Source organism: Chryseobacterium sp. MEBOG06 (genome assembly GCF_021869765.1).
In the GTDB taxonomy this organism is placed as follows: Bacteria; Bacteroidota; Bacteroidia; order Flavobacteriales; family Weeksellaceae; genus Chryseobacterium.
This window is the reverse complement of sequence record NZ_CP084580.1, coordinates 1,931,890-1,946,140: the sequence shown is the minus strand read 5'-3', so window position 1 is coordinate 1,946,140 and position 14,251 is coordinate 1,931,890. Positions and strand designations below refer to the sequence as shown.

General features: G+C 38.6%; 17 protein-coding genes. 13 read left to right on the top strand and 4 right to left on the bottom strand.

The features are described from left to right. The 4 genes from LF887_RS08935 (at nt 1) to LF887_RS08920 (ending at nt 2,439) form a co-directional block, all read left to right on the top strand. Entirely contained in the window at nt 1–567 is a 567-nt protein-coding gene (locus LF887_RS08935; RefSeq protein ID WP_236858784.1) for an NADPH-dependent FMN reductase, read from the top strand. Nucleotides 568–629: 62 nt separating this feature from the next. After that, nucleotides 630–953, top strand: a complete 324-nt coding sequence (locus LF887_RS08930; RefSeq protein WP_236858783.1) for a 2Fe-2S iron-sulfur cluster-binding protein — start codon at nt 630–632, stop codon at nt 951–953. Nucleotides 954–1,094: 141 nt separating this feature from the next. Continuing rightward, nucleotides 1,095–1,445 (top strand): 4Fe-4S dicluster domain-containing protein, encoded by a 351-nt coding sequence (locus tag LF887_RS08925; RefSeq protein WP_236858782.1) that lies wholly within the window; start codon nt 1,095–1,097, stop codon nt 1,443–1,445. 109 nt (nt 1,446–1,554) lie between these two features. Next, nucleotides 1,555–2,439, top strand: a complete 885-nt coding sequence (locus LF887_RS08920) for an alpha/beta fold hydrolase (RefSeq protein WP_236858781.1) — start codon at nt 1,555–1,557, stop codon at nt 2,437–2,439. Nucleotides 2,440–2,590: 151 nt separating this feature from the next. Here the strand turns inward: LF887_RS08920 and LF887_RS08915 are convergent, their stop codons facing one another. From LF887_RS08915 to LF887_RS08905, 3 genes are all read right to left on the bottom strand, one after another. Then, entirely contained in the window at nt 2,591–3,526 is a 936-nt protein-coding gene (locus tag LF887_RS08915) for a ketopantoate reductase family protein (RefSeq protein ID WP_236858780.1), read from the bottom strand. Nucleotides 3,527–3,589: 63 nt separating this feature from the next. Beyond that, complete coding sequence (locus LF887_RS08910; RefSeq protein ID WP_236858779.1) at nt 3,590–4,171, bottom strand: Crp/Fnr family transcriptional regulator; 582 nt, start codon at nt 4,169–4,171, stop codon at nt 3,590–3,592. 13 nt (nt 4,172–4,184) lie between these two features. After that, the gene (locus LF887_RS08905; RefSeq protein ID WP_236858778.1) at nt 4,185–4,334 is read right to left on the bottom strand and encodes a hypothetical protein; all 150 of its coding nucleotides are present in this window, start codon (nt 4,332–4,334) and stop codon (nt 4,185–4,187) included. Nucleotides 4,335–4,930: 596 nt separating this feature from the next. On the opposite strand from LF887_RS08905, the gene LF887_RS08900 reads away from it, so the two are divergent. The 9 genes from LF887_RS08900 to LF887_RS08860 all read left to right on the top strand — a co-directional run bounded on the left by LF887_RS08900 (nt 4,931) and on the right by LF887_RS08860 (nt 12,728). Continuing rightward, entirely contained in the window at nt 4,931–5,314 is a 384-nt protein-coding gene (locus LF887_RS08900) for a hypothetical protein (RefSeq protein ID WP_236858777.1), read from the top strand. Between the two features lie 91 nt (nt 5,315–5,405). Continuing rightward, entirely contained in the window at nt 5,406–5,759 is a 354-nt protein-coding gene (locus LF887_RS08895) for a hydrogenase maturation nickel metallochaperone HypA (RefSeq protein WP_236858776.1), read from the top strand. Nucleotides 5,760–5,762: 3 nt separating this feature from the next. Continuing rightward, nucleotides 5,763–6,479 (top strand): hydrogenase nickel incorporation protein HypB, encoded by a 717-nt coding sequence (gene hypB, locus LF887_RS08890; protein ID WP_236858775.1) that lies wholly within the window; start codon nt 5,763–5,765, stop codon nt 6,477–6,479. Nucleotides 6,480–6,482: 3 nt separating this feature from the next. Next, on the top strand, nt 6,483–6,959 hold the full coding sequence (locus tag LF887_RS08885) for an urease accessory protein UreE (protein ID WP_236858774.1): 477 nt from the start codon (nt 6,483–6,485) through the stop codon (nt 6,957–6,959). Beyond that, entirely contained in the window at nt 6,949–7,962 is a 1,014-nt protein-coding gene (locus tag LF887_RS08880) for an ABC transporter substrate-binding protein (protein WP_236858773.1), read from the top strand. The genes LF887_RS08885 and LF887_RS08880 overlap by 11 nt, the downstream gene beginning before the upstream one ends. A gap of 2 nt (nt 7,963–7,964) precedes the next feature. Then, nucleotides 7,965–8,972 (top strand): FecCD family ABC transporter permease, encoded by a 1,008-nt coding sequence (locus LF887_RS08875; RefSeq protein ID WP_410681149.1) that lies wholly within the window; start codon nt 7,965–7,967, stop codon nt 8,970–8,972. Then, nucleotides 8,969–9,739: an ABC transporter ATP-binding protein gene (locus LF887_RS08870; RefSeq protein ID WP_236858771.1), complete on the top strand. Its 771-nt coding sequence runs from the start codon at nt 8,969–8,971 to the stop codon at nt 9,737–9,739. Before LF887_RS08875 ends, LF887_RS08870 begins: the two co-directional genes overlap by 4 nt. 5 nt (nt 9,740–9,744) lie before the next feature. After that, nucleotides 9,745–10,263 (top strand): GNAT family N-acetyltransferase, encoded by a 519-nt coding sequence (locus LF887_RS08865; protein ID WP_236858770.1) that lies wholly within the window; start codon nt 9,745–9,747, stop codon nt 10,261–10,263. A gap of 29 nt (nt 10,264–10,292) precedes the next feature. Beyond that, nucleotides 10,293–12,728, top strand: a complete 2,436-nt coding sequence (locus LF887_RS08860; protein WP_236858769.1) for a TonB-dependent receptor — start codon at nt 10,293–10,295, stop codon at nt 12,726–12,728. A gap of 128 nt (nt 12,729–12,856) precedes the next feature. Here the strand turns inward: LF887_RS08860 and LF887_RS08855 are convergent, their stop codons facing one another. Then, nucleotides 12,857–14,245 carry an efflux transporter outer membrane subunit gene (locus tag LF887_RS08855; protein WP_236858768.1) on the bottom strand — a complete coding sequence of 463 codons (1,389 nt, stop codon included), beginning with the start codon at nt 14,243–14,245 and terminating at the stop codon, nt 12,857–12,859. Nucleotides 14,246–14,251 lie beyond the last annotated feature (6 nt).

The following is a 14,251-nucleotide window of genomic DNA, read 5'->3' as shown; positions in this document are numbered from 1 at the left end:
ATGAAAGCAATCATATTTAACGGGTCACTGGAAAGAAGAACCGAATCCACATCCGGGCTTATTTCAGGATATTTTGCAGAGCGCCTCAAAATACTGGGAATTCATTCTGACATTTTTACCCTAGCTGATTCCGGAATTCCTTTATTTGATGTAACCCTTACCAAAACTCCTTTGGCCGTAGAACGCATGACTCAGTTATTCCGGGATGCTGATGTCCATTTCTGGCTGGCTCCTCTTTACCACGGAAGTATTCCGGGGGTTATGAAAAACTGTCTGGACTGGCTTGAAGTGACAGCTAACAGCTACGAGCCTTATCTTACAGACAAAACAATAGGTTTGGTGTGCTGGGCAGATGGTTTACAGGCTATGCAGGGAATCAATACAATGGATTCTGTTGCCAAATCATTACGGGCATGGCCTCTGCCCTTCAGTATACCTATTATTAAAAATTCTTTGCTGGACAGTGATCATATAAAAATATCATCTCTTTACGCTGATAAATTTGACAAACTTATCAATATTGCTACCACTAAGAAAATAGAAAAAATTACCATAAACCACTCTTAAAATGATAGAAACGGACATATTGATTATTGAAGCCGGACTTCTAAAAATACGCTGCTGATCCTATGAAGAATGAAATTACCATCACCGTCACAGATCAGGAAGGAAACACGCACGTCCTGATCTGCCCCACAGATATGGGACTCACCTTAAAGGATATGTGTAAAGCCTATGATCTCCCTATGGAAGCGATGTGCGGAGGAATGGCCATGTGTGCCACCTGCCACTGCTATATTCCTGATGATACAAAAGCACTATCTGAAAAAAATGATATTGAAGAAGCCCTTCTTTCTGAACTTTTCAACACCAACGAAAACAGCAGGTTAGCCTGCCAGATCTATCTTACCGCTCAGATGGATGGACTTTCTGTACAAATTGCTTCAGATTAACAGATAAAAGTAAAAGTTTGCACAGTTTATGATGTATATAAATTGTTGAAAATGCTTTAATTAAGTTGAATAGGGATTTCCGCAACAGAACTTGTTAAAAGAAATTCCTTTTACTGGAATCTTAAAATAAAATAATATAATATGGCTATAAAAATAACAGATGCCTGCATCAACTGTGGAGCCTGTGAACCGGAATGCCCCAATTCAGCTATTTATGAGGGGGCTATCGACTGGCGTTGGCAGGACAAAACAAAACTTTCCGGTCATATCACTTTTCCGGACGGTTCTGAAGCAGATGCCAATGCCTTTAATGAGGCGGTATCGGATGATGTTTATTATATCGTATCAGGAAAATGTACGGAGTGTAAAGGTTTTCATGAAGAGCCACAATGTAAAGCGGTATGTCCTGTAGACTGCTGTGTTGATGATCCTGACCATCGGGAAACGGAAGAGGTGCTGCTGAACCGGAAGAACTTCATGCATAATTCTTAAACTTTTTAGGGTATCCGCCACTTAAAATAATGGTGTAACAAGACCTGAATATTTACTACTAATCGGGAAGCAAAATATCATCAATAATTTTAACACCCTATTATAAATTATGAAACAGATATTATTTTTTCTCACTTTATTACCTGCTTTATTTTCTGCACAGACAGATATCACGGAAATCAAAAAAGAATATATACAGCTTTTGGAAAAGTCCGGTTATGGCAATAATCCGGCAGCCGGCAAGTATTATGAAGTCAATGGTATAAAGATGTATTGTGAAACGTATGGACAGGGGCAGCCTTTACTCCTTATCCATGGAAACGGAGGCTCAATTGTTGATTTTTCTAAACAAATTCCTTTTTTCTCAAAAAATTATAAAGTAATTGTTGCTGACAGCAGAGCACATGGAAAATCAATAGACAGAGGAGATGCTCTTACCTATGAAATGATGGCGGATGATTATGCTGAACTGCTTCAAAAAATGAAGATTGATTCAGCTTTTGTCATTGGCTGGAGTGATGGCGGGATTAATGGTCTGCTGCTAAGCATCAGGCATCCTGAAAAGGTAAAAAAGCTAATTATTACCGGAGCTAATCTGCGTCCGGATTCAACTGCAGTACAGTCAGATGTTTTCAAAAGGGTAAGTTCCAATTATACAAAATTTAAAGATCAGTTTGCTAAAAACAAGAATAAAACTGACCTGGATTATATGGTTCTCAAATACAAAAGGTTATTAAGTGAACAACCTAATATAGACCACAGAGCTTTACACAATATTAAAATTCCGGTTCTGGTAACAGGAGGAGATTATGATGTCATAAAACCGGAACATACGCTGGAAATTTTCAGAAATATTCCCAGAGCCAACCTTTGGATCCTGCCTAATTCCGGCCACAGTACTTTAGTGGTTTATACAGATGAGTTTAATACCAAAGCTGATATCTTCTTTAATACAAAATTCAGAAACATAAGAGACCGTGACCGTGAGTTTTGATCTTAAAAGCATATCAGCGATTGTGGTCGGTAAACCTTTACCATCAGTGAATGCATTTTGCAGCTTTATATTTAAATTTCTATTTATCAATTAAGGCGGGTTAAAACCCGCCTTAATTATATAAGATGATCCACTTGTCTTTACCCAAAATCTATTGTGTTTTGATCTCCAGATATATTTTTCGAGTAAAAGGAGTCTCTATTCCAAGTTCTCTGCCATATTTTAAAATTGCTCCGGCAAATAATTCCAGTTCGTTATCTTTCTTCCCGGAATGAACATCCAGTTGTAAAGAGGTAGGGGTTTCAAAAGGAAACGCAGCGGCCTTTTCAAAAGTTGCTTCAATAATATCCGGATGAAGTTCAATTCCTTTTTTGTCGGTAATCAATTTCATCTCTTTCATAATTTCTGTTGCTTCCTGCTTTTGCAGATTGTCAGTACAAACAGTTCCAATGGATGAATTATGCTTTGCAGTTACCAGACCAAAACTTGCAATAAAGAAAAATTTGGTCCAGATATCTGTCAGAGAATTATCTTTAAAATCAAAATCAATTTTACTCTCCTGAAGTAAATTTATAACCCAGTCCACATCAGCGGAAAAATGCTCAGGATCTCTCCCTGCAATCACTTTTCCTGCTTTTCCTTTATGTTCTACTATTCCTCTTTCTTTAATATGGGAAGCCACATAAAGACAGGTTGGTAATATTGTATGATCAGAAATTATTTTACGGATTCTGTCATAGATATCGGCTCCGTTCATCATAGGAAGCAATATTGTGTCATCCTGAATCACCTCTGCGAGCTGTCTGCAGACGTTCTCCAAATCATATTCCTTCACGCAGATAAGTACCAGATCCGGATTGCTAACGTCACTGATATTCTTTTCTAAAGCATTGGGGTAAGTATGATCTACGGAATGTTCCGGAGATAAAAGAACCAGTCCGTTTTCTTTTACTTTATCATAAGTTTCTCCCCTGGCCACGAAAGTAACTTTATATTTCCCGGAAGTTTCATTGATCTGATTTATTTTAAAGCCGAAATATCCGCCTACACCACCCAATCCAACAACCACAATATGTTTTTTATTCATTACATTATTTTTAACAAAGATGGAGGAGAAATTTTAAACTATCACTTGACAAATGAAAAGAAATTATATTTTCTTAATCTCTCTTCTGATGCGGCTCAGCGAACTGTCTTTTATTCCCAGATAAGACGCAATGACTTTCAGAGGAACGTAGCGGAAAATATCCGGATCCTTCTTCATCAGGTTAGAATATCTTGTGGAAGCTTTCTGACTGGCCATTTCAATCAGTCTGTCATGAATATTATGATAATTGAGCACAAAAAGAAGCCTGCTGAACTCTCTGAATTCCGGAACAGTATGGAAATTATTCTGAACATTCTCAAGACCCGTTTCCCAGAACGTACAATCTGTAACCGTTTGGTAGATTTCTTTGGTAGGCTGCTGTCTGAAAAAGGATAAAAAATCATTTACAAAACACGGTGCAGCATAAATATTGGTGGTGATCTCCTCATTATCTTCATTGAGGATGTATGAACGTACATATCCTTTTTCCAGAAAGAACGTTCTTGTACTGATAGTATTTTTATCCAGCAAAACAGCATTTGCTTTGAGTTCAAAACAATTGAATGTCTGTGTAATCTGCTCTACAACCTCATCCCTGATACTAAATAACGAATGAAAATAATTGTTTATTGATGATTTATCCATTGTATTGTATGGTTCAGTCTAATTTCACAGCCGTGGATGCTATAAAAGTTGGCAAATATTTATCAATTAAGAATCTGAAATGAGACCATTCATTCGGTTCCAGTGCCTGCTTGTTCCAGGCAGATTCATTATGGTGTAAAAAATCTATTGTTTCTTTTTTCATATTATTCTTTTTCATTCGGCATTATAAAACATTCTACAATGCATTACTTCATTCAAATATAGGTACTTTAAAGCTGACTAACACAGGGATTTTGTATTTTTGGGCATAAACTATAAAAAACAAAATCCTTTAAAATCTATATTTCAAAGGGTTTTAAAAATGTATTTCAATTAAAATATCTTAATCTTCAGTCATTAATTATTAATAGATAACCAGATCTGCGACCTCCTGATATTCTTCTTATTCAGCTTCAGGCTGTTTATCTTTATGAAAAGACTCTTTTTTAAATTTTGATGATGTTCTGATTATATTGACGATTAATAAAAGCAAGGGTTTAGAAATACGGAAAATTTCAGCTATTTTTTCAGTGTGTCTAAGTCACTATTTTTAACATTCAAAAGTAGAGACAAAAACTTGAACGCCTTCATAAAAACCAAATCAAAATACTGATAAACAAAATAATACAATTTAAACACATAAAATATCATTCATTTTTCATTTTATTTCAAACAACATATTTCATCCCGATTTTGAACATTTTTAAAAGGATTTTGGTAAGAACCGGGATTGGTAAAAGGTCTAAATTTGTACTACTGATGAAGAAGTCTTTTCACATATCAATTATTTTTCTGCTAATCCTGTTTTCTACTGCAAAAATGGGATTCACCAGGAATAGCAAAGATCATATCAATGCGTCTTCTTCTGAAAACCAAATAGGTCTGAAATCATCCGAATCTGTTCAGCAGCACGATATACTGTTCATGGCTTCTCTTGCAGAAAATGATTTTGATATTGATAAGACCTTTTTCGATCTCCCTTTTACTCTTTTTGAAAAAGATACACTTTCATGGAGATCAAAATTCAATTCTAATCCGGTAATAAGTTCTGCTTCAGAATTTATACACCATTACCATCTTCCCAGATATCTTTTATTCCACAATTTAAAAATCAGGATTTCTGATTTCAACTTTTCTCTGTAAGCTCCATGTAATGGATTATTTGCAGCCAAATTCTTATTAAGGTTATCTGAAAAATTCCGGATAATCAGTTTCACCTATAAAAATATAAGCTATGCATGAATTAAGTATAGTGAAGGATATTTTTGACACTTTGGAAGAACATTATGACGCTAAAGCAGAAGATATTCAGAAGGTTCAGGTTACGGCAGGACTTTTATCTAACGTACAACCTGTCCTGATCCAGAATGCATTTGATGCATTTATTACCGATCATCCCCACTATCAGGAAATGGAACTCGAAGTTCTCGTCAACGAAATTATTGCACACTGTGACCGGTGTGAAAAAGACTTCCAAGTCAGGTACCACAGGTTTGTGTGTGATGACTGCGGAACGGCCTCTGCCAATATTGTTCAGGGTAATGAACTCTTTATTTCAAAAGTAATTTTTAAACAAAAAAATCATTAAAATATGTCAACAGCTAACCCAAAAAGTTTAGGAAACCGTGTAGGATCGGTTCAATGTGATAATACTACACTTCATTTATTAAAGGCTAATGATTTTGTAGCCAAAGCCATAAGAGAACGTTTGAAGAATATTTGTGTCATTAATGTTTGTTCATCTCCCGGATCCGGAAAAACAACACTGATGCAGGAGACAGGAAAGCGTCTTGCCCAGGATCTCAACATATCAGTTCTTGTAGGTGACCCTGAAACAGAACGTGATGCCATTAGAATGCGTGAAGTTGGAATAGATGCACTTCAGATCGTAACAGGAGGAATGTGCCATATTGAAGCACAAATGATCTTACAGGCCCTGGATCATATCAATCTGGACGGAGTAGATCTGTTATTTATAGAAAATGTAGGAAACCTTCTTTGTCCTTCTGCATTTGATCTTGGAGAAGATTACCGGGTAACACTTCTTGCTTCTACTGAAGGAGATGATAAGCCTAAAAAATATCCGCGTATGTTTTTAACCAGCGAGCTGATGCTTGTTTCTAAAGCTGACCTGCTGCCTTATGTCCCATTCTCTGTGGAAGCGGTAACAAAAGATGCCCACGAAGTGAATCCTAACCTTGAAGTGATCACTATAAGCACCTTAAACGGAGACGGAATAGACGAATGGTGCAGCTGGCTGAAAGAAAAAGTAAGATTAAAAAAAGAAAATGCTGTCCAGGAAGCTTAATATATGAATACAATACAGCCAATCGTAATAGATGATGTGAAAACAGGAGAAAATCCGAATGATTCTTATCCTGATATTCTGGAACTCGAATGGTTTGAAAATAAAAAGCAAAAATTAACCCGGATTACCAGATCCGGGATAGTTTTAGAGCTGAGATTAGGCAACCTTAAGGAATGGCAGCAGGGAGATCATTTATATTGTAATGGGAAACTAGCCGCTGTAATTACGATCAAACCCTGTCTTACCATATGTTTTTCTGCAAAAAATGATACTGAAGCTGCAGACTTCTGCTACTTTATCGGCAATCAGCATCTTCCTGTATTTTTAACCTCAAACCAGCAATTTGCAGTTCCTTATGACGGACGTCTGTATGAACAGCTATCGTTCAGGTATGGTGAACGCATTGAGCTTACAGACACACAGCTGCTATCTAATCAGTCACTTCGATATCTGGTAAAAAATAAAACACATGAAAATTAAAAATCTTTTTATTACAAGCTTTTCTGCGGTTATATTAATGCTGCAGAGCTGTAATAACCAAAAAAATTCGGGTAATAAAGAAACCTCAGCCAATACCGAAGTCACCGCAACAGACAGCAGAGGAAAAACAATAATCCTTCCCCACGAAGCAAAGCGCGTTGTAGTTTTATACAATGCCCTTGTAGATGATGTTTATATGCTTCAGGCAGGTGAAAAAATTGTAGGAATTCCTCAGCAGATTTATGAAATGGAAGACACTTACAACTTTCTGTCCAAGCTGGATGACCGGATTAAAAATAAAAGCATTCCCACACCCACTTTCGGAGGACAATCCAGCAATGCAGAAAGTATTGTTGGGCTCCAACCTGATTTGGTACTCACATTCAATACAGATCAGGATAATATTACCCAAATTGAAAATCTGGGAATTCCTGTATTTACTTTTTCTTCTTTAAACGATGAAAAAATTCTTGATGAGCTGAAAAATGTAGGGAAGCTGCTTGGAAAGCAAAAACGCGCAGAGGAAATTACGAGATACGTTTCTGAAGAAGTAAAAAAAATGAGAGCCTCCAGAGAAACTTCTCCGAAAAAAATTTATTATGCCTGGTCAAAAGGACGTATTATGTCTACTTCAGGAAAAGGAAGCCTGATTGATATGGCTATTACATTATCAGGAGCCCAAAATGTATGTCCGGTTCCCGTAGAAGCACCTAATATCAGCGCAGAAACCATGTATAAATGGAACCCTGATCTGATTGTTCTATGGAATTCCAAACTGTCGGACGTTTACAGCCTGAAGGAGCTGGCAGCTCTCCCAGCCGTAAAAAATAAGCAGGTCTTCGTAATGTCACCATCATTCCCATATGATCCGCATACTGTGAAGTTTATGCTGTTTGCCAAACAGCTTCGCCACTGGTGTATGCCGGAGTATACACAGGAACAGCTGGATCAGGATGTAAAAAAAGCTTTTGAAGTGATCTATGGAAAAAAAGGGTTGATCTGATGATAAAGAACGTTAAAAAAGGAGCTTTACTGATCCTATTACCTATTATCCTGTTATGTATCTCACTGATCATAGGCTCCAGCCAGAATATCGGTTTTGGAGAACTATTTCATCATATCGCTCTGGAATTAGGTATTTCTAAAGACGATCTTGTCCTACAGGGAAGTCTGCCTACAATCCTGTGGCAGGTCCGTCTACCCCGGATTATCCTAACTTTTCTGGTGGGGGCTTCTCTGGCTTCTTCCGGAGGAGTATTGCAGGCTGTTTTCAGAAATCCTATTGTTGACCCGTTCACTCTTGGAATTTCTTCAGGCTCCGCATTTGGCGCGGCATTAGCGATGTTATTCCCTGTTATGGCAGTTAATACTTCGGCGTTTATTTTTGGAGTCATCGCTGTGGCAATTACCTACCTTGTGTCTTATGCCGGAGCCAAAACCTCCATTGTAAGTATGGTTCTTGCAGGAATGATTGTGTCAGGAGTGTTTACTGCTTTACTGACGGTGTTACAATACCTGAGTGATCCTTATAAATTACAGGCTATTATACAGTGGACCATGGGAAACCTGCACACAGCTTCATGGCAGAAAGTACATACTGCAATATTTCCTGTTCTTATTGGTCTTTTTATTATCATTATTCTTCGCTGGAAGCTCAACCTTTTAGCTTTGGGAGATCAGGAGGCAATGGCTGTTGGAGTTAATCCGACAGTGTTGAAACTGATCCTGATGGCAGCAGCAACCATGATTACAGCATCATCAGTAGCGGCCGTAGGAGTGATCAGCCTCTTTGGGTTAATTGTCCCTCACATCAGCAGAATGATTTTCGGGCCAAACAATTCCATTACAGTTTGGGCCAATATAAGTATCGGAGGAACTTTTTTACTGTTAATTGATGATTTTTCACGTACAGCGATGCCCTTTGAAATTCCGATCGGAGTGTTTACTATGATTATAGGAGCTCCTGTTTTTATTTATTTAATGCGTCGAAACGCCATAAACTGGAACTCATGAACAATATTATTTCTATAGAACAGCTTTCTTTCGGTTATGGAAAAGATGAAGTCCTGAAGAATGTAAATGCTCAATTTCAAAAGGGTAAACTTTCTGTCATTCTTGGAAGAAACGGAAGTGGTAAATCTACTTTATTCAAGATCATTGCCGGGCTGGAAAAGCGCTATCGGGGCAATATCCGGATCGGAGATAAGGAGCGTCGAAAAATTAAAATAGGAACTTCAAAACCGATCCGTCTGGGATTTTTAAACCAAATCCATCAAACTACTTTTCCATTCACTGTTTTTGATGTGATATTAACCGGCAGGGCCACTTTTTCAAGATTTTCTCCCCAAAAACAGGACTATAAAGAAGTTGAGAATATCCTGCAGAAATTTAATTTAATCCATTTAAAGGATAAACCCTATACCTCTCTTTCCGGTGGAGAGCGTCAGCTGGTACTTTTATGCCGGGTAATGGTTCAGAAACCTGATGTTCTGATGCTTGATGAACCTACCAATCATCTGGATCTGCATTATCAGGTAGCCGTTCTGGAGGCAATCCGCCAGCTGGTGAATGAGGGAACTACAGTTTTGTGTGTAATGCATGATCCTAATCTCGCTTTTCTTTTTGGAGATGATTTTTTTGTAATGCACCACCATGAACTGACCCCTGTTCAATCACTGGAAAAAGACTTGCTGAAAAAGCTTCTGGAAGATACCTATCAGGTTCCTTTATCCGTAGCCGACAATCAGGGAACCCCAATATTTACACCTCAATTAAAATAAAATATATGAAAAATCATGAAGAAATAATTATTTCATCAGTAGAAGACTACCATGTTTTTGAAGTCCTTCCATATGTGATGGAATTCAGACGTCAGCTGTATCCGTTACTTGATCCTCTGATTGTTCCAAAAGATCTGGTCAACTTTGAGCAAAACTATATTCAGTCTCCTACCGGAGCTTTTTTACAAGCCAGAACAGCATCCGGAAAGCTGATTGGTGTTATCGGAATGATGCCCTATGACTACCGTTTTTCCCATCTGAACATTGATGAAGAAACGACAGTAGAAGTAGCAAGGCTGTTCGTTAACCCGGAATACAGAAGAACAGGAATTGCGTCCCGATTATTTCAGGAACTGGTAAAAACAGCACAACAGAAACATATAAAACGTTTATACCTCCACACTCATCCCTTCCTGCAGGGAGCCTATGATTATTGGCTGAAACAGGAATTTAAATTACTGAAATCCTGCTATGAAGGCACCTACCCTACATTGCATATGGAATTAATGATTACAACAAAATAATAAACACTACGGCAGCGTAGAAAGATACAATGAAGCACATCACCAAAAAGGTATTATACATCAATGGTATAATGCTCTTACTTCCTTTTGCCTTATCAGCACAGGAAACCCATACTATTTTCGGAACGGTACTGAATCAGGAGGGTAAAATAATTTCCAATGCGACGGTTTCCATCAACCAGGGAACATCGGCCATTACGAATAAAGATGGAAAATTTCAATTTGGCAATCCGGTTCAGTATCCGGCTCAGTTGATGATTAATGCAAAAGGGTATTCAGGATCGAATATTACTCTGGATTCCCTTTCTTATGATGATAAAAACGGAATAACAATCCGCATGGCTGAAAATCAAACAGATATTCAGGAAATTTTGGTCACAGCCCGCAGAAATAATTCTTATCTCACCAATACTTTGGAACTGGGTGGAAAATTTTCCGGTAATCTTAAAGATCTTCCCCAGTCTGTATCTATTGTAAGCAGCGAATTTATGGAGGACAAACAGGCTTATACCACCCGTGAAATAGCACAGGATCTGGCAGGTGTCACCACAGCTTCGTCTTATGATGACCTCATTATCCGTGGTTTTAAAAGCGGCTATGAAACCGGTATCCGCCTTGTCAACGGATTGCGGTCAGGCTATAGTTATGGAAACAGCTATTACCGGTCACCGCTAACGATCAATCTGGAAAGTGTTTCTGTTTTAAAAGGTCCGGGAGCGTCATTATTCGGGGATATTACTCCCGGAGGAACCATCAATATGGTAACTAAAAAGCCTTTGGACAAACAAAAAGGATCTGTTAATTTCTCAGTCGGCAGTTTTCAGACAATCCGGACGAGTATTGACCTTACAGGACCTCTGGATAAAGACAAGAAAATTCTATACCGTCTGAATGCCGGATATGAAGACAGCAAAACATTCAGAAATGTCAATCAGCAAAAAAACTTTATGATTGCTCCGTCATTTACTTTTAAACCTCTTGATGGAACTCAGCTGGATATAGACCTGGTATATGATCAGTTCCATGGGTATCTGGACCGTGGAATGGGTTTAAGGAATAACGATTTTTATGCCCTACCCCGCTCATTTACATTAAGCCAGCCTTCAGACTTTTACAACACCAGAACTTTATCCTTAAGCGCAAGGTTCAGCCAGCGGCTTACCCATAATCTGTCATTAAACGCCAGCTATATGAAGTCGGTTTACCAGGAAGACGTTAATGAACACCGTACACTGAACACCTATGCTGATGCTCCCAACAATACAATTATGAACATGCGTTTCTTTGACCGTCACGGAAAAGATTACACAGATAATTCTGTAGTATACCTGAAATGGGATCTTACAGGAAGTAAAATACAGCATCATCTGATAGCCGGAGTAGATTATGCGCAATATGAAGGAGACAGCAATAATCAGCAGCGGGAGGCCCGGCAGCAGAAAGTAGACGGAAAAGTAGTTCCTCTGACCTTTGATCTTAATAATCCGACCTATACAACGCATGATCTTACCAATTATGTATGGCTGCCACAAGGAAGCTATCCTTTTTTAAGCCCGTATAAGACCACAGGAATCTATGTACAGGATCAGATATCTTTTGCTGAAAGGCTGAAACTTATTCTGGGACTCCGCCACGAACATTATTATTCGGAAACGATCAGTTCTGCCAACCGTTACAGCGCTACACAAAATGCATGGCTGCCCCGAATTGGATTAACATATCAAATCAATGATCAGATCAACTATTTTGCAAGCTACTCACAAGGTTTCGCTCCTATAGGAGCAAATTTCATCCAAAATTATCAGGATTACGGTGCCGATAAGGCATTTAGTGCTGAACATAGCTTCCAGATTGAGACCGGGCTTAAGACCGGATTTTTCAAGAACCAGCTACAAATGGATCTTTCTCTTTTCCAGATTGAGCGCAGAAATATGCTCATTGCTACGGGAGAGATCAGTACCACCGGATTTCCGGTATACAGACAGTCTGGAAAAGCCCTTTCCAAAGGGGTGGAACTGGACATCCGAGGACAGCTCACCAGAGAGTTTCAGATTATGGGAAATTATACCTATAACTACACGGAGGTAAAATCTTCATCCATAGCTTCTGAAGTTGGGCAGGCATTACCGGGAGCTCCTAAGAATATGGCCAGTATGTGGATGAAATATGTCTTTTCTACTACCGCTTTGAAAGGGCTTGGTTTCGGTGCCGGAGTCTATTATGTAGACACCAGACGTATGGATAACAGCATTGGCAAAGACAGCGGAGGAAATGCACTTTGGGGACAGTGGCCATCTTATACTACAGTAAATGCAGCAGTCTATTATCACATCGGAAAAATGAAAATGGCAGTGAATGTCAATAATATCTTTGATAAATATTATTTCCTGGGCGGGTTTGATTATACACGAGGATTCCCGGGAGCTCCAAGAAATGTAATGGTTTCTGTAGGGTATTCTTTTTAATTTTTTTTAATCTTGATAGAACCTGGGCTGTATTTTACAGTTCGGGTTTTTTATTTTTTTGAATCATTAAAACCGTCAATAAATACTCTATAAGTTTAAAGTATCGAGTATTTATAGATAAAAAATGCTTATTTCCATCCTCCTCCTAAAGCTGCATACAGGTTGACTACCGCCTGAAGCTGCTGCAATTTATCTGTAACAGCACTCTGCCTTGCACTTAAAAGACTCTGCTCTGAAGTAAGAACATCCGTATAATTGGTTGCGCTGGTATATTTTAAAAGTTCTTTTGTGAAGTAAACGGCTTTTTCAAGATTTTCAATCTGTTCTTTACGGGAAGAAAACTTCTCATCCACCATCTGATATTGATATAAAGCATTGGATACTTCCTGTCCTGCGGTCAATAAAACCTTGCTGTAATTGTATTCTGCTGCTTCATAATTAGCCTGTGCTACTTTCAGCTTTTGCTTATTAAGCCCGTTATTAAAGATCGGCTGCGCCAACCCTCCAATAATATTGGCAAAAAAAGCTCCGGCATTAAAAAATGAATTGAGCTGTGTTGCATATAAACCTGCTTGCCCTGTTATTGTTAAGGCAGGATAGAAAGCCGTTCTGGCTACATTGATCTGTTCAAAATTACTTCTGAGCTGTAGCTCGGCTTCCTTTACATCAGGTCTGTTGGCTAATAACTGAGCGGGAACTCCCACTGACAATTCACTATATACCTGCTCATTAAAAATGGCATCCCTTTTTACAGGCCCCGGTGTCCGGCCAAGTAGTAAAGCCATCGTGTTTTCGCTCTGCCGAATATTGTTTTTAATATCAGGCACAGTAGATTTTACAGCATAATAGTTGGCTGCACTTTGTACTACAGCAGCACCAGTTACCACATTACTGTTTTTTAAGATCTTCATGGTTTCTGTATCTTTAGAATACACATCAAGAGACTGCTGTACAATATTCAATTGCTCATCATAAGCCAATAATTGATAGTAAGTTACAGCAATATTCGCTATCAGTTGCGTTTGCACAGCCTGTCGATACGCTTCGCTCGCCAGATAAGTGGCATACATTGATCTTTTGGTACTTTTGAGTTTACCCCAAATATCTACCTGCCATGATGAAAGGGCATAAAGCTGATAGATCTGTGAAGCAGAGGCCTGCGAACTGGATGGATCATATGCTCCTGCAGAAGCATTTCCTGAAAGTGAAGGCAGAAATGCCTGTTTACTCTGTACAAAATTAGCCTCGGCTGCCTTAAGGTTTGCCGCTGCCGTTTTCAAATCCAGATTATTAGCAATTCCTTCAGAAATAAGGTCCTGCAATAAGGGATCTTTAAAGATTTCCTTCCACGAAAGTACAGCCATGTTCTTACTGGAATCTGCCCCGGTTTCTCCGTACAAACTATCCGGAACAGTCTGACTTGTTGTATAAGGCCTGGCAACATCGCAGCTGAAAAGCACAATTGAAAAGGCCGAAACCTGTATAAAAAGATTATATTGTTTGTTCCAATGTATCATACTTTT